Below are 14857 nucleotides of genomic sequence, written 5' to 3'. Positions count from 1 at the left end.
CAGGTACCTAGGGGCGCGGGGAACTGCGCAATCGTTGAGGTCTGCCCCCACCGGGCTGAGGTTCATACTCCCTGGCCGCGCGCAGCGCAGTCCGCGCAGGTGCCGAAGATCTCCACCGTGTGGGCGACGTTCACGTAGCCGTGTTCCGCGGCGATGGCCTCCGCCCACTTCTCCACCGCAGGCCCCTCCACCTCCACGGCCTTGCCGCACACCCGGCACACCAGGTGATGGTGATGGTCCCCGCTCGCACAGCGGCGGTACACCGACTCACCGTCGGACGTACGCAGCACGTCGACCTCACCCGCGTCCGCGAGCGACTGCAGCGTGCGGTACACCGTGGTCAGCCCGACGGAATCGCCCTTGTGCTTGAGCATGTCGTGCAGGTCCTGCGCACTACGGAACTCGTCCACCTCGTCGAGCGCCGCCGCCACGGCGGCACGCTGCCGGGTGGAACGGCCCCGAACGGGCGGTCCAGCGGTCGTCACCGTTGCCTCCAAACGTCTGCGGCTTGCCGGGCCATTGTGCCAGCCCGAGCTGGGCGCGGTCAGACGCCGACCTTCCCGGTCGGTGTACGGGCGCCGGGAATGGCACACTCCGCCGGGTCCCCGCCCTCCCGTGCCGCGGCCTGCGCGGCGGCCCGCGCACGCCGCCTGGCCAGCGGCGTCGCCGCCACGGTGAGCAGCATGAACGCCCCGATGGTCAGCAGCACGATCGTCGCGCCGGGCGGTACGTCCTGGTAGTACGACGTCACCGTGCCGCCGATCGTCACGCTGACGCCGATCGCCACCGAGATCGCGAACGTGGCGGCGAAACTCCGGCTGAGCTGCTGCGCGGCGGCCACCGGCACCACCATCAGCGCGGAGACCAGGAGCAGGCCGACGACCCGCATGGCGACCGTGACGGTGACGGCGGCCGTGATCGCCGTGAGCAGGTTCAGGGCGCGCACGGGCAGCCCCGTCACCCGCGCGAACTCCTCGTCCTGGCTCACCGCGAACAGCTGCCGGCGCAGACCGATCGTGACGAGGACGACGAAGGCGGCCAGCAGGCAGATCGCCGTCACGTCCGACTCCGACACCGTGGAGAGCGAGCCGAAGAGGTACGAGGTCAGGTTGGCGTTGGAGCCGCCGGGAGCGAGGTTGATGAACATCACGCCGCCCGCCATGCCCCCGTAGAAGAGCATCGCCAGCGCGATGTCGCCGCGCGTCCTGCCGTACCAGCGGATCAGTTCCATCAGGACCGCGCCGACCACGGAGACGGCCGTCGCCATCCACACCGGGGACCAGGAGAGCAGGAACCCGAGGCCGACGCCGGTCATCGCGACATGGCCGATGCCGTCGCCCAGCAGAGCCTGGCGGCGCTGGACCAGGTAGATGCCGACGGCGGGCGCGGTGATGCCGACGAGGACGGCCGCGAGCAGGGCCCGCTGCATGAAGGCGTAATCGAGGATTTCGAGGTTCATGGCGGTCAGCTCAGCAGTCCTGTGCGGAGGGGTTCGGCGTCGTGGGCCGCGTGGGGGTGGACGTGGTCGTGGCCGGGCAGCGCGTGCTGGCCGAGCGCCCGCGGGGGCGGGCCGTCGTGCAGTACGCAGCCGTCGCGCAGCACGACCGCGCGGTCGATGAGCGGCTCCAGCGGGCCCAGCTCGTGCAGCACGAGGAGGACGGAGGTGCCCGCCGCGACCTGCTCCCGCAGGGTCGCCGCGAGGACTTCCTGGCTCGCCAGGTCCACGCCCGCCATCGGCTCGTCCATGATCAGCAGTTCCGGTACGGAGGCCAGCGCGCGGGCGATCAGGACACGCTGGTGCTGGCCGCCGGAGAGGGCGTCCACGGAGTCCTTGGCGCGGTCGGCGAGGCCGACCAGCTCCAGGGCGTGCCGTACGGCCTCGCGGTCCGCCTTGCGCAGGACGCCGAAGCGGGCGCGGGACAGCCGCCCGGAGGACACCACCTCGGTCACCGTGGCGGGCACGCCGCCGGCGGCCGTCGTGCGCTGCGGTACGTATCCCACGCGCGCCCAGTCGCGGAAGCGGCGCCGGGGCGTGCCGAACAGCTCGATCTCGCCGCCGCTGACCGGGACCTGCCCGATGACCGTGCGGATGGCCGTCGACTTGCCGGAGCCGTTGGCGCCGAGCAGCGCGACGACCTCACCGCGGTTCACGGTGAGGTCGATGCCGCGCAGGACGGGGCGTGAGCCGAGTTCGGCCGTCACACCGCGCAGGGAGATCACAGGCGGGTGCGGTGTGTCGGTCGGTGTGTCGGACCCGTTCGTCATGCCGACGTCCTCCGGAGGCTGATCGGGATGATCGTGCTGCTCATGATGCTGTCATTTCACGGTCACTTCGCTCCCAGGGCCGTCTGCAGCGCCTTGAGGTTGGCGTCCATGACCTGGATGTAGTCGTCGCCCCTGGACTTCTCGGTGATGCCCTCGATCGGGTCGAGCACATCGGTCCTGAGGTCCGCGTCCGCGGCGATGGTCTTGGCGGTCTTGTCGCTGACGAGCGTCTCGTAGAACACGGTGGAGACGCCGTCTGCCTTCGCCATCTTCTCAAGGTCCTTGACGCGGTTGGCGCTGGGCTCGCTCTCCGGGTCCAGGCCGTTGATGGCCTCCTCGGTGAGGCCGTAGCGCTCGGCGAGGTAGCCGAAGGCCGCGTGGGTGGTGATGAAGACCTTGGTCTTCGTGTTCTTGAGGCCGTCCTCGAAGCGGGTGTCGAGCCCGTCCAGCTTCTTCACCAGGGCCGCGGTGTTCTTCTTGTACGTGGCCGCGTTGTCCGGGTCGGCCTTCTCGAAGGCCTTGCCCACACCCTCGGCGACCTCCGCGTACTTCACGGGGTCGAGCCAGATGTGCGGGTCGAGGCCGGAGCCCTCCTCGTGGCCGTGCTCGTCCTCGTCCTCGTCCTCGTCGTGCTCGGCCGCGTGGCCGCCGACCTCGTTGCCGTGCTTCTCCAGGGCGGTGAGGGTGGCCGCGTCGACCTTCGCCTTCACCTCGGACTGGCTTATCGCCTCGTCGACGGAGGGCTGGAGGCCCTTCAGGTAGAGAGCCACGTCCGACTCCTGGAGCTGCGCGGTCTGCTTGGCGCTGATCTCCAGGTCGTGCGGCTCCTGACCGGGCTCGGTCAGGGTGTTCACGCTGACGTGGCTCCCGCCTATCTCCTCGGCGAGGAACTGCAGCGGGTAGAACGACGCCACGACGTCGAGCTTGCCGCCCTCGCCGTCCGCCGCGCTGGAGTCGGACGAGCAGGCGGAGAGGGAGCCGAGGGCGAGGGCGGTGGTCGCCGCGATCGCACCGGCGGATATGTGGCGTCGTCGTACGTTCATGACAGTCATTTTCAGCTGGCGTGGAAACGATTGTCAATAAGCGGTCCTGTGATCTGGACTTCATCCCGGTATGCGAGGGGTGTGACGGTGAGTGGAGGACCGGGCTCCGTCCCGGACCCCGGCCGATTTGATCCGAGGGGCGGGGCCGCCGGTAATCTGAGGCATTCGCTCTGAAGCAACAGCTCTGTAGCAGTAGCCGTGAAGCAATAGCTGTGAAGCAACCCGCTTCAACGCCCGTCGTCGTAATGAAGAGAGCACCGTGGCCGCCGACAAGATCGACTCCATCGTCAGCCTGAGCAAGCGCCGTGGCTTCGTCTATCCGTGCAGTGAGATCTACGGCGGCCAGCGCGCCGCCTGGGACTACGGGCCGCTGGGTGTCGAGCTCAAGGAGAACATCAAGCGTCAGTGGTGGCGCTACATGGTGACGTCGCGCGAGGACGTCGTCGGCCTCGACTCCTCCGTGATCCTGGCGACCGAGGTCTGGGTGGCCTCCGGTCACGTCGCCACGTTCTCCGACCCGCTCACCGAGTGCACCTCGTGTCACAAGCGCTACCGCGCCGACCACCTCGAGGAGGCGTACGAGGCCAAGCACAACCGCCTCCCCGAGAACGGGCTCGCCGACCTCAACTGCCCCAACTGCGGCAACAAGGGCACGTTCACCGAGCCCAAGCAGTTCTCCGGCCTGCTCTCCACGCACCTCGGCCCCACGCAGGACAGCGGCTCCGTCGCCTACCTGCGCCCCGAGACCGCGCAGGGCATCTTCACCAACTTCGCCCAGGTCCAGCAGACTTCGCGCAAGAAGCCGCCGTTCGGCATCGCGCAGATGGGCAAGTCCTTCCGCAACGAGATCACGCCCGGCAACTTCATCTTCCGGACCCGCGAGTTCGAGCAGATGGAGATGGAGTTCTTCGTCAAGCCGGGCGAGGACGAGAAGTGGCAGGAGTTCTGGATGCAGGAGCGCTGGAACTGGTACACCGGCCTGGGCCTCCGCGAGGAGAACATGCGCTGGTACGACCACCCGGCCGAGAAGCTCTCGCACTACTCCAAGCGCACCGCCGACATCGAGTACCGCTTCCAGTTCGGCGGCAACGAGTGGGGTGAGCTGGAGGGCGTCGCCAACCGCACGGACTACGACCTCTCCGCGCACTCCAAGGCCTCCGGCCAGGACCTGTCCTACTTCGACCAGGAGGCCGGCGAGCGCTGGACCCCGTACGTCATCGAGCCCGCGGCCGGTGTCGGCCGCGCGATGCTGGCGTTCCTCCTCGACGCGTACGTCGAGGACGAGGCGCCCAACGCCAAGGGCAAGATGGAGAAGCGGACCGTTCTGCGGCTCGACCCGCGGCTCGCGCCCGTGAAGGTGGCCGTGCTGCCGCTCTCGCGCAACCCGGAGCTGTCCCCGAAGGCGAAGGGTCTGGCGACCGCGCTGCGGCAGAACTGGAACATCGACTTCGACGACGCCGGGGCGATCGGTCGTCGTTACCGTCGTCAGGACGAGATCGGTACGCCGTTCTGTGTGACCGTCGACTTCGACACGCTCGACGACAACGCGGTGACCGTGCGTGAGCGGGACACGATGAAGCAGGAGCGGGTTTCTCTCGATCAGATCGAGGGGTATCTGGCGAGCCGGCTCGTCGGCTGCTAGTCGCTTAGTGCGGGCGGCCGGGTGTCGGCCCGTTGTCGGCTGACGGTCCGTCGTGGCTGGTCGCGCAGTTCCCCGCGCCCCTTGGGTGAGTAGACCTTGGCCCCCTCTTGTGTTCAAGAGGGGGCCAAGGTCTTTTTTGTGAGCTCTCTGTGACAGCTGACAGATGTTGAAATCTGTCAGCTGTCATGTCAAGGTTGTGGGGCTGCTTCGTTCTCTATGTGTCGGGAGATTTCTGATGCTCAGTCGCACCCTTGGAACCACCGGTCCTCAGGTGTCCGCCCTCGGGCTCGGGTGTATGGGGATGTCCGCGCTGTACGGGGACGCCGATCGGGGCGAGGCCGTCGCCACCATCCACGCCGCGCTCGACGCGGGGGTCACGCTGCTCGACACCGGTGACTTCTACGGCATGGGGCACAACGAGATGCTGATCGGCGAGGCGCTGCGCAGCGCCCCGGCCGCGCTGCGCGAACAGGCGCTCGTCAGCGTGAAGTTCGGCGCCCTGCGCGACCCGGAGGGCCGCTGGTCCGGCTACGACGGACGGCCCGCCGCGGTCCACAACTTCGTGGCGTACTCGCTGCAGCGGCTCGGCGTCGACCACATCGACGTCTACCGCATCGCGCGCGTCGACCCGGAGGTCCCCATCGAGGAGACCGTCGGCGCGATCGCCGAACTCGTCGAGAAGGGGTACGTACGGCACATCGGCCTGAGCGAGGCCGGGGCCGACACCGTGCGCCGGGCCGCCGCCACCGCGCCCATCTCGGACCTGCAGATCGAGTACTCCCTCCTCTCCCGCGGCATCGAGGCCGAGATCCTGCCGACCACCCGTGAACTGGGCATCGGCATCACCGCGTACGGCGTGCTGTCCCGCGGTCTGATCTCCGGGCACTTCACGCCCGACCGGCAGCTCGCCGCCAACGACTTCCGTGCCCACAGCCCCCGCTTCCAGGGCGACAACCTCCGCCACAACCTGGACCTCGTCGAGGCGCTGCGGAAGATCGCCGAGCAGAAGGGCGCGTCCGTCGCGCAGATCGCCATCGCCTGGGCGCTGTCACGCGGCGAGGACATCGTGCCGCTGGTGGGCGCCCGGACCCGCGAGCGCCTCACGGAGGCGCTCGGCGCGCTCGACGTCGGCCTCGACACCGCCGACCTCACCGCGATCGAGGAGGCCGTCCCGGCCGGTTCGGCGGCCGGCGACCGCTACCCGTCCGCGCAGATGGCACACCTCGACAGCGAGCGCTGACGACACCGCCGGTACGGTCATCACCATGGCGACCACCGAGATCCTGACCGCCGAGCGCATCCTTGAGGTCACCGAGGAGGTGCTGCGCCGCCACGGCCCCGCGAAGGCGACCGTGGTGGACGTGGCCCGCGCGCTCGGCGTCAGCCACGGCAGCGTCTACCGGCACTTCCGTACGAAGGCGGCGCTGCGGGAGGCGGTCACGAAGCGCTGGCTGGACCGTACGTCGGCGGTCCTCGACGACATCGTGGCGCAGGACCGTGACCCGGAGGCCCGGCTGCGCGACTGGCTCGCGGCCCTGTTCACCGCCAAGCGCCGCAAGGCGGGCGACGACCCCGAACTGTTCGCCACGTACATGGTGCTGACCGGGGAGAGCGGCGAGGCGGTCGGTGAGCACATCGCCGCCCTCACCGGACAGCTCACGACGATCATCCGGTCCGGGGTCGACTCCGGCACCTTCGCCGCCGCCGACCCCGCCGTCACCGCCCGTGCCCTCTTCCAGGCCACGGACCGCTTCCACGACCCGTGTCACGCCGACGCGTGGGAACAGCCCGGGATCGAGGGCGAGTTCGAGGCCGTCGTGGACCTGGTGGTGCGTGGACTGAGGGCCTGACCGGCTCAGGAACCGGCCGGGTCCACCGTCGCCTGGTGGGCCTCCGCGAGATGTTCCTCGGCCTTCAGCCAGGGCAGGAACTGGGCGGGCTTGCGCCAGCCGCACGTGTCGCATCTGATCGTCCGCTGCATGCCCGTGCGCTGTACCCGTACGACGTGCTCGCGGCCGTGTTGGTCCCAGCGGCTCACTTTGCTGGTGTTGATCTGCAGCATGACGCCTCCTGGTGGTCGCGCTCGGCTTGCGCGACAAGCCCTAGGAGTGTGCAACAAGAACAACATCAACGGGGGTGTGTGTCAGGTGAGTTCTGTGCGCATTCCGCGCATTGGGGGCCTCTGCGGCGACTAGCGTGGGGGCATGGCCGGAACCTGTCGGATCTGCGGGCGCCCCATCGAGGACGGCGGAGGGCCCGGTCGGGCCGCCTCGTACTGCTCGCAGGCGTGCCGCCAGCGCGCCTACCGGGAGCGCAAGCGGCCGGCCGGCGCACCCGCCGGGGAACTCGTCTCCGACCTGGGCGACCGGCTGCGACGGCTGCGACTGGAACCCGCGGTCGCCTTCCACGCCGATGTCGAGGCCCTGTCCCCCCGCTTCGGCCAACTGCGCCGCCTCGCCCGGGAAGCCCGCGAGACCATGGAGCCCAAGGAGACCCGGGAGGCCCCCGAGGAGCGGGCGGAGCCCGTCGGGGACGAGGGCGCGGAATTCGTCACGCCCGCCGGTGTGACGAATCCCCGTGACGGCGGCTTCGACACGCTCGTCGAAGCGCACCGGCGGGAACTGCGGGCCCACTGCTACCGGATCCTCGGCTCGTACGACGAGGCCGAGGACCTCACCCAGGAGGCGTTCCTGCGCGCCTGGCGGGCCCGGGACACCCTGGAGGACGTCGGCAACCCGCGGGCCTGGCTCTACAAGATCGCCACGCGGGTGTGCCTCGACTTCCTGCGCACGCACAACCGGCGGCCCGCCCCCTACGAGCCGGTGCCGGGCATGGACTCCGGCGACGGGCCGCCGCCGCCGAGCCTGCCGTGGCTCCAGCCCTTCCCCGACGACCAGCTGCCCGAGACGCCCGTGTCCCGGCACGAGCCGGACGAGGAGGCGGTGGCGGGCGAGACCCTCGAACTCGTCTTCCTCACCGCCATCCAGCAACTGCCCCCGCGCCAGCGGGCCGCGGTGATCCTGCGCGATGTCGCCGGCTGGTCGGCGAAGGAGACCGCCGACCTGCTCGGTGCCAGTCAGGCCTCCGCCAACAGCGCGGTCCAGCGCGGCAGATCGGCCCTGCGGGAGGCCCTGCCCGGCCCGCGCGAGGACTGGTCCGCCCGTCCGCCCAGCGCCGACGACCTGGCGCTTCTGCAGCGCTACATGGAGGTCGTCGCCCGCGCCGACATCGACGCCATGGTCGAGCTCGTACGGGAGGACGCGGTGCTCACCATGCCGCCGAACCCGTTCTGGTTCACCTCCCGCGACGCGCTCTTCGCCTTCGTGCGGCCGAACCTCGATCCGGCCTCGCCGATGTTCGCCGGACACTGGCGGCACCTGCCGGTGCGGGCCAACGGCCAGGTGGCGGTCGCCGGATATCTGCAACGGCCCGGGACCAGCGTGTTCCGGGCCCAGCTCATCGACGTACTGCGGATCGAGGAGGGGCGGATCGCGCAGATCACCACCTTCGAACCCCATCTGTTCGAGGCGTTCGGGCTGCCGATGACCCTGTGAGAGCCGCACGGCCGGTCGTGGGAGCGATGAGTTTCCGCGCCGGGCGCGTCTCATGGGGTGACGGGCGCACCCCGCGCCCCCTTCGAGGAGATGAAGAGCCATGCTGCAGAACAAGGTCGCGGTCGTCTACGGCGGAGCCGGTTCCCTCGGCGCGGGTGTCGCGAAGGCGTACACGGAGGCAGGGGCGAAGGTCTTCCTCGTCGGCCGGACGGAGAAGACGCTGCGTGAGGTCGCCGACGCGACCGGGGCCACGTACGACGTGCTCGACGCCGGTGACGAGGACGCCGTCGAGGCGCACGCCGACTCGGTGGTCGAGCGGGCCGGCCGGTTCGACGTCTCGTTCAACCTGGTGCCGCGCGGCGACTTCCAGGGCGTCCCCCTGACCGAGATGTCGGTGGCCGACTACACCCGGCCGGTCGCGCAGGGCATCACCTGCCAGTTCATCACCGCCCGCGCCGCCGCCCGCCGGATGGCCGCCCAGGGGTCCGGAGTGATCCTCGGCCTCAACAGCGGCTCCCACAACGGCAGTCCGATGCTCGGCGGTACGGGGGCGGCCGACGGCGCACTCGACGCGCTGATCCGTCAGCTCGCCCAGGAAGCCGGTCCCGCGGGGGTACGGGCCCTCGGCATCTGGACCGCGGGCGTCGTCGACACCCTCACCCCCGAGAAGCTCAGCGCGGCCGGTGCGCCCGCGCCCGACGAGGCCGCCGTGGCGGGCATCCGCGCGCACCTCGACAGCCTGCGGATGACGAAGCGCTCACCCCGGATCGCGGACATCGCGGCCCTGGCGGCCTTCCTCGCCTCCGACGCGGCGGCCGGGCTCACCGGCACCTGGGTCAACGCGACCGGCATGTTCCCCAGCTGACCGGCCCTCCCGCGGGTGCGGCGGCTCAGGCGATCTCGCGCGGCAGGCGCAGGCTCAGCCCCGTCGTCAGGACGACGGCGGCGAGCTGGACGAGCAGGGTCGTGGCCAGGGCGTCGCCCATGCCCCGGCCCGGGACCAGGGTGAGGAACAGGGTGCCGAGGGTGGCCACGCCGAGGGCGAGCGCCGACTGCTGGGCGGTGATCATCACTCCGCTGCCCACCCCGGCGCGGGCCGCGGGGACCTCGGACAGGATGACGCGGAAGAGGACGGGCAGCTGGAGGGCCTGCCCCGCGCCCGCGATCATCAGGCCCGGCCAGAGCTGCGGGCCGCCGAGGTCGGGCCAGGAACCCCACACCGTGAGCGCGAGAACGCCCACGCCGACCGCCTGGACCAGACCGCCCGCCGTCACCACGCGCGTACCCCACCGGGCCACCAGCCGGGGGCCGAGCAGCGACGCCACGAAGAAGGACAGCGCCATCGGCACGAGGGTCAGGCCCGCGCGGACCGGGCTCAGGTCCACGCCCTCCTGGAGCGCGACCGCGATGACGAACATGAAGCCGCTGAAGCCGATGGAGAAGGGGACGATCATGATCAGGCCGCGGCGCAGGGGGACGTTGGCGAAGAGGCTCGGCGGGACCAGCGGAGTGCTGCCCCGGCGTTCCGAACGGCGTTCGACCAGGTAGAAGGCGGTCGCGGCGACGGGGAACAGAGCCAGCGACAGCCAGGTCCACAGCGGCCAGCCCGCCGCCCGGCCCTCGGTCAGCGGGGCCAGCAGGGACACCAGGGCCACGCCCAGCAGGACCGTACCGGGGACGTCCACCGGCTGCGGATGCTGCGAGCGGGTCTCCGGGACGGCCCTGGCGGCCAGGAACAGGCCCACCAGCACGACCGGCACGTTCACCAGGAAGACCGCGCGCCAGCCGGTGCCCGCGATGTCGGCCGCGACGAGGACGCCACCGAGTATCTGCCCGGCCACCATGGAGAGACCGGCCGTGGCCCCGTACAGGCTCATCGCCTTGGCGCGGCGCGGACCCCGGGTCGCCGACTGGATGGTCGCGAGGACCTGCGGGAGCATCGCCGCGGACGCCGCGCCCTGGGCGACGCGCGCCGCGACGAGCGTCCACGCCGTCGGGGCGAGGCCGCACGCCAGCGAGGTCAGCCCGAAGGCCGCCATCCCGCCGAGGAAGAGCCGCCGCCTGCCGAACGTGTCGCCGAGCCGTCCGCCGAGGACGAGAAGCACGGCGTACGCGACCCCGTACCCGGCGACGACGAGTTCCAGGACGGCATCGCCCGCGGCCAGATCGTGGCCGATCGTGGGCAGGGCGACATTCACGATGAAGAAGTCGATGAGGGGCAGGGCCGCGCCGAGCAGCACGGTGAACAGTCCGAGCGTGCCGAGCACGGGTGGGCCGGCCGCCACGGAGCGGGCTGTGCGGGGAGCGAGGATTTCGGTCACGGCATCGATCTTGCGCCGACTCCCAGACTGGTACCAGAGTCTTCTTATCCTGGTAGAAGGAGTACCCGGCAACAGGGTCCGCGACAGGGGCCGCGGCGCGGCAGGCTGGAGACATGACGACCATGGCCGAGAAGACGATGGCGGGCACGGGACCGGTCACCGGGGTGACGGGAGGAGTCACCTGGGCGGGGGAGCCGGAGATCCGGCGGCACGAGCTGGCCGCCTTCCTCCGCCATCGGCGTGAGCACATCACGCCCGAACAGGTGGGGCTGCCCCGCGGCAGCCGCCGGCGCACCCCCGGCCTGCGCCGGGAGGAGGTCGCGCAGCTCTCCGCGGTCGGCGTCACCTGGTACACCTGGCTCGAACAGGCCCGTGACATCCAGGTCTCCGTCCAGGTCCTCGACGCGCTCGCCCGCACCCTGATGCTCGACTCCAACGAGCGCGCCCACCTCTTCCAGCTGGCCGGGGCCGTCGATCCCACGCCGGCCTCACGCTGCATGACGATCACGCCGGCGCTGCTCCAGCTGCTGGAACAGCTGGAGCCGCTGCCCGCCTGCATCCAGAACAGCCGGTACGACGTCCTCGCGTACAACCGCACGTACGGGCTGCTGCTGTGCGACCTCGACGAGGTGCCGCCGGAGGACCGCAACTGCATGCTCCTCATCACCACGAACGAGCAGTGGCGCTCCACGATCGTGCTGCTTGAGGAGACCGTGCGGCTGATGGCGGCGAAGTTCCGGGGGGCCATGGCCGGGCACCTCGCGGACCCCGCCTGGAAGATGCTGCTCAAGCGGCTGTGCGCGGAGTCGGAGGAGTTCCGGGAGGTGTGGGGGCGGCACGAGGTGGTCGGTTCGCGCAGCAAGACGAAGCTGTTCGACAACCGGTACGTGGGGCGGCTGACGCTCGTCCACACGGATCTTTGGCTGGGGCCGGGGGAGGGGGCACGAATGGTCACGTACGCACCGGCGGACGGGGCGTCGCGTGCGCGGCTTGAACGGTTGCAGGAGCTGGCGGTTGTGCGCGGTTCCTCGCGCGCCTAGGGGGTGGCGGCCCGTCGTCGGCTGCGGGCCCGTCGTGGCTGGCCGCGCAGTTCCCCGCGCCCCTAAAGACAAAAGACTGCGCAGTTCCCCGCGCCCCTAAAGCCACAAAAGCCGGGGCGCAGCCCCGCTTTTGAGGGGCGCGGGGAACTGCGCGAGCAACCCCCACCGGCCCGCACCCGGCGGTGGGCCTTCGGGCGGGGCGCAGGCTCAGGTGACGCCTGCTGACTGCTTTACCTCTGGTGAGGACAGGCTCGCTGCCGTGCGGGCCGCTGTCCTTCGGGCCCAGCGGCCGCTGGACAGGCCGCCCACCACCAGGACCGAGAGCCCGCACGCGGCGATGATCCACCACGCGGGCCGGGCCGCCGAGACGAACGCGGCCCGGTACGACGACGTGCCGACCCCCGACGCGAGCACCGCCCCGATCACCGCGACCCCCAGCGTCTGCCCGATCTGCCGGCTCGTGGACGCGACGGCCGCCGCCACCCCCGCCTGGGCGCGAGGCATGCCCGACACCGCCGTGTTGGTGATGGGCGCGTTCACGAAACCGAAGCCGAGCCCGAACAGCACGTACCCGATGACGAGCGTCACGTTCGCCGTCTCCGCCTCGAACGCCGCGAACAGCACCCCGCTCACCGTCATCGCCGTACCGGCGACCAGGAGGGAGAGCCGCGGCCCCCGGTTGCCGACGAGCCGTCCGGACAGCGGCGCGCAGACGAAGGTCATGGCCGCCATGGGCAGCATCCACAGGCCCGCGTCGAGCGCGCTCAGCCCCCGGACGTTCTGGAGGTAGAGGGTGGACAGGAAGAGGAACCCGCCGAGCGCGGCGAACGCGCTCACCGCCACCACCGTCGCCCCACTGAACGGCGCCGACCGGAAGAAGCGCAGGTCGATGAGGGGTTCGTCGCGCCGCGGCTCGTACCAGAGGAGCGTGATCAGCGCGGCGAGCGCGATCCCGCCGAAGACGAGGATCTTGCCGGCGCCCGAGCTGGGCGCCTCGATGATCGCGTAGGTGAGGGAGCCGAGCAGCGCGATCACCAGGAGCTGGCCCACCGGGTCGGGGCGGCGCGCCTTGGGCGCGCGGGACTCCGGCACGTACCGCAGGGTGAGCAGGAGCGCGGCCAGGCCCACCGGCAGGTTGACCCAGAAGATCGAACGCCAGCCGACGGAGTCCACGAGGAGGCCGCCGACCAGCGGGCCCGCGGCCATGGATATGCCGACCACCGCGCCCCAGACGCCGATCGCGCGGGCGCGTTCGCGCGGGTCGGTGAAGGTGTTGGTGATGATCGACATGGCGACCGGGTTGAGCATCGAGCCGCCGACCGCCTGGATCATGCGGAAGGCCACGAGGGATTCGAGGTTCGGCGCGAGCGAGCACAGGACCGAGCCGACGGTGAAGACGACCAGGCCCGCCATGAAGACCTTGCGGCGGCCGATGCGGTCGGCGGTCGAGCCCGCGAGCATCAGCAGCGAGGCGAGCACCAGGGTGTACGCGTCGATCGTCCACTGCATGCCCGCCAGGCTCGCGTGCAGATCCTTCTGCATGGAGGGGAGGGCGACGTTGAGGACGGTGTTGTCGAGGCTCACGATCAGCAGACTCATGCAGCAGATCGCGAGCACCAGCTGGCGCCGGCGGGGGCTGAGCTCAGGCATGGGTACCAGGTTACGCTCATGTCGGTAGTGTGCCTAACTAACGACTACCGTCATGGGTCGGCGTACGTGACAATGGGGGCATGCCCACGCTCACGTCCGCGGTGAACACCGCACTGCAGATCGGCCCGCACACCGTCCGGCCGCCCGTCGTGCTCGCCCCCATGGCGGGCATCACGAACGCGCCGTTCCGCACGCTGTGCAGGGAGTTCAGCGGGGGCAAGGGCCTGTTCGTCAGCGAGATGATCACCACGCGGGCGCTGGTCGAACGCAACGAGAAGACCATGCAGCTGATCCGCTTCGACGCGTCGGAGACCCCGCGTTCGATCCAGCTGTACGGCGTCGACCCCGCGACCGTCGGCAAGGCCGTCCGCATGATCGCGGACGAGGGCCTCGCCGACCACATCGACCTGAACTTCGGCTGCCCGGTCCCGAAGGTGACCCGCAAGGGCGGCGGCTCGGCCCTGCCGTACAAGCGGCATCTGCTGCGGGCGATCCTGCGGGAGGCGGTCGCCGGGGCGGGGGACCTGCCGGTCACCATGAAGATGCGCAAGGGCATCGACGACGACCACATCACGTTCCTCGACGCGGGCCGTATCGCCGTCGAGGAGGGTGTGACGTCGATCGCGCTGCACGGGCGCACCGCCGCGCAGCACTACGGCGGGACGGCCGACTGGGACGCCATCGCACGGCTCAAGGAGCACGTCCCGGAGATCCCCGTCCTCGGGAACGGGGACATCTGGTCCGCCGACGACGCGCTGCGGATGGTACGCGAGACCGGGTGCGACGGGGTCGTCGTGGGCCGGGGGTGCCTCGGGCGGCCGTGGCTGTTCGCCGACCTCGTCGCGGCGTTCGAGGGGCGGGGCGGTCAGTACGCGCAGCCGGCCCTTCGGGAGGTCGCTGCCGTCATGGTGCGGCACGCGACGCTGCTCGGGGAGTGGATCGGGGACGAGGCGCGCGGGGTCATCGACTTCCGCAAGCACGTGGCGTGGTACCTGAAGGGGTTCGCCGTCGGCTCCGAGATGCGGCGGCGGCTCGCCGTCACCTCGTCCTTGAGCGAACTGGCGGAGGGGCTGGAGGAGTTGGAACTCGACCAGCCGTGGCCGGTGGGGGCGGACGGGCCGCGCGGGCGCACGTCCGGCAACGGCCGGGTCGTCCTCCCGGACGGCTGGCTGAAGGATCCGTACGACTGCTCGGGCGTGAGTGAGGACGCGGAGCTGGATACCTCCGGCGGTTGAGCGGCTTTCTCGGCTGCGGCCCGGTGGGGGTTGCCCGCGCAGTTCCCCGCGCCCCTAAAAGCGGGGCTGCGCCCCTGCTTTTGCCCCTTTAGGGGCGCGGGGAACTG

General features: G+C 70.8%; 14 protein-coding genes. 7 read left to right on the top strand and 7 right to left on the bottom strand.

Going from position 1 to position 14857, the window contains the following annotated elements:
- Positions 1-62: 62 nt before the first annotated feature.
- The 4 genes from ACFVH5_RS40660 to ACFVH5_RS40645 form a co-directional block, all read right to left on the bottom strand.
- A complete protein-coding gene (locus ACFVH5_RS40660; protein ID WP_385838711.1) occupies positions 63-485 on the bottom strand; it encodes a Fur family transcriptional regulator in 423 nt (140 codons plus the stop codon).
- Positions 486-544: 59 nt separating this feature from the next.
- Entirely contained in the window at positions 545-1459 is a 915-nt protein-coding gene (locus ACFVH5_RS40655) for a metal ABC transporter permease (protein WP_385838710.1), read from the bottom strand.
- Between the two features lie 5 nt (positions 1460-1464).
- Positions 1465-2265, bottom strand: a complete 801-nt coding sequence (locus ACFVH5_RS40650; RefSeq protein ID WP_385838709.1) for a metal ABC transporter ATP-binding protein — start codon at positions 2263-2265, stop codon at positions 1465-1467.
- Between the two features lie 62 nt (positions 2266-2327).
- Positions 2328-3308: a metal ABC transporter substrate-binding protein gene (locus ACFVH5_RS40645; RefSeq protein ID WP_385838708.1), complete on the bottom strand. Its 981-nt coding sequence runs from the start codon at positions 3306-3308 to the stop codon at positions 2328-2330.
- A gap of 259 nt (positions 3309-3567) precedes the next feature.
- Here ACFVH5_RS40645 and ACFVH5_RS40640 point away from each other — a divergent pair, with 259 nt between their 5' ends.
- From ACFVH5_RS40640 to ACFVH5_RS40630, 3 genes are all read left to right on the top strand, one after another.
- Positions 3568-4950 carry a glycine--tRNA ligase gene (locus ACFVH5_RS40640; protein WP_107016358.1) on the top strand — a complete coding sequence of 461 codons (1383 nt, stop codon included), beginning with the start codon at positions 3568-3570 and terminating at the stop codon, positions 4948-4950.
- Between the two features lie 235 nt (positions 4951-5185).
- On the top strand, positions 5186-6190 hold the full coding sequence (locus ACFVH5_RS40635; RefSeq protein ID WP_385838706.1) for an aldo/keto reductase: 1005 nt from the start codon (positions 5186-5188) through the stop codon (positions 6188-6190).
- Between the two features lie 25 nt (positions 6191-6215).
- Entirely contained in the window at positions 6216-6800 is a 585-nt protein-coding gene (locus ACFVH5_RS40630; protein ID WP_385838705.1) for a TetR family transcriptional regulator, read from the top strand.
- Between the two features lie 5 nt (positions 6801-6805).
- Here the strand turns inward: ACFVH5_RS40630 and ACFVH5_RS40625 are convergent, their stop codons facing one another.
- Entirely contained in the window at positions 6806-7012 is a 207-nt protein-coding gene (locus ACFVH5_RS40625) for a hypothetical protein (protein WP_384812906.1), read from the bottom strand.
- Between the two features lie 142 nt (positions 7013-7154).
- Here ACFVH5_RS40625 and ACFVH5_RS40620 point away from each other — a divergent pair, with 142 nt between their 5' ends.
- Both ACFVH5_RS40620 and ACFVH5_RS40615 read left to right on the top strand, forming a co-directional pair.
- Entirely contained in the window at positions 7155-8504 is a 1350-nt protein-coding gene (locus ACFVH5_RS40620; RefSeq protein ID WP_385838704.1) for an RNA polymerase subunit sigma-70, read from the top strand.
- Positions 8505-8604: 100 nt separating this feature from the next.
- On the top strand, positions 8605-9369 hold the full coding sequence (locus tag ACFVH5_RS40615) for an SDR family NAD(P)-dependent oxidoreductase (protein WP_385838703.1): 765 nt from the start codon (positions 8605-8607) through the stop codon (positions 9367-9369).
- Between the two features lie 25 nt (positions 9370-9394).
- On the opposite strand, the gene ACFVH5_RS40610 is transcribed toward ACFVH5_RS40615, so the two are convergent.
- Positions 9395-10825 carry an MFS transporter gene (locus ACFVH5_RS40610; RefSeq protein WP_385838702.1) on the bottom strand — a complete coding sequence of 477 codons (1431 nt, stop codon included), beginning with the start codon at positions 10823-10825 and terminating at the stop codon, positions 9395-9397.
- A gap of 113 nt (positions 10826-10938) precedes the next feature.
- Between ACFVH5_RS40610 and ACFVH5_RS40605 the strand changes: the two genes are divergently transcribed.
- Positions 10939-11865, top strand: a complete 927-nt coding sequence (locus ACFVH5_RS40605) for a helix-turn-helix transcriptional regulator (protein ID WP_385838701.1) — start codon at positions 10939-10941, stop codon at positions 11863-11865.
- Between the two features lie 207 nt (positions 11866-12072).
- On the opposite strand, the gene ACFVH5_RS40600 is transcribed toward ACFVH5_RS40605, so the two are convergent.
- Entirely contained in the window at positions 12073-13515 is a 1443-nt protein-coding gene (locus ACFVH5_RS40600; RefSeq protein ID WP_385838699.1) for an MFS transporter, read from the bottom strand.
- An 80-nt stretch (positions 13516-13595) separates the two neighbouring features.
- On the opposite strand from ACFVH5_RS40600, the gene dusB reads away from it, so the two are divergent.
- A complete protein-coding gene (gene dusB / locus ACFVH5_RS40595) occupies positions 13596-14750 on the top strand; it encodes a tRNA dihydrouridine synthase DusB (RefSeq protein WP_385838698.1) in 1155 nt (384 codons plus the stop codon).
- The last annotated feature ends 107 nt before the right edge of the window (positions 14751-14857 follow it).

The sequence above is a fragment of the Streptomyces sp. NPDC127119 genome (assembly GCF_042677425.1).
Taxonomy (GTDB): Bacteria; Actinomycetota; Actinomycetes; order Streptomycetales; family Streptomycetaceae; genus Streptomyces.
This window is presented reverse-complemented; position numbering and strand designations above follow the sequence as displayed.

What these genes read in the sequence shown, in the direction of transcription:
- ACFVH5_RS40655 (WP_385838710.1), bottom strand. Translation starts at nt 1,459, where the DNA reads ATGAACCTCGAAATCCTCGATTACGCCTTCATGCAGCGGGCCCTGCTC.
- ACFVH5_RS40650 (WP_385838709.1), bottom strand. Translation starts at nt 2,265, where the DNA reads ATGACGAACGGGTCCGACACACCGACCGACACACCGCACCCGCCTGTG.
- ACFVH5_RS40645 (WP_385838708.1), bottom strand. Translation starts at nt 3,308, where the DNA reads ATGAACGTACGACGACGCCACATATCCGCCGGTGCGATCGCGGCGACC.
- ACFVH5_RS40635 (WP_385838706.1), top strand. Translation starts at nt 5,186, where the DNA reads ATGCTCAGTCGCACCCTTGGAACCACCGGTCCTCAGGTGTCCGCCCTC.
- ACFVH5_RS40630 (WP_385838705.1), top strand. Translation starts at nt 6,216, where the DNA reads ATGGCGACCACCGAGATCCTGACCGCCGAGCGCATCCTTGAGGTCACC.
- ACFVH5_RS40625 (WP_384812906.1), bottom strand. Translation starts at nt 7,012, where the DNA reads ATGCTGCAGATCAACACCAGCAAAGTGAGCCGCTGGGACCAACACGGC.
- ACFVH5_RS40620 (WP_385838704.1), top strand. Translation starts at nt 7,155, where the DNA reads ATGGCCGGAACCTGTCGGATCTGCGGGCGCCCCATCGAGGACGGCGGA.
- ACFVH5_RS40615 (WP_385838703.1), top strand. Translation starts at nt 8,605, where the DNA reads ATGCTGCAGAACAAGGTCGCGGTCGTCTACGGCGGAGCCGGTTCCCTC.
- ACFVH5_RS40605 (WP_385838701.1), top strand. Translation starts at nt 10,939, where the DNA reads ATGACGACCATGGCCGAGAAGACGATGGCGGGCACGGGACCGGTCACC.
- ACFVH5_RS40600 (WP_385838699.1), bottom strand. Translation starts at nt 13,515, where the DNA reads ATGCCTGAGCTCAGCCCCCGCCGGCGCCAGCTGGTGCTCGCGATCTGC.
- dusB (WP_385838698.1), top strand. Translation starts at nt 13,596, where the DNA reads ATGCCCACGCTCACGTCCGCGGTGAACACCGCACTGCAGATCGGCCCG.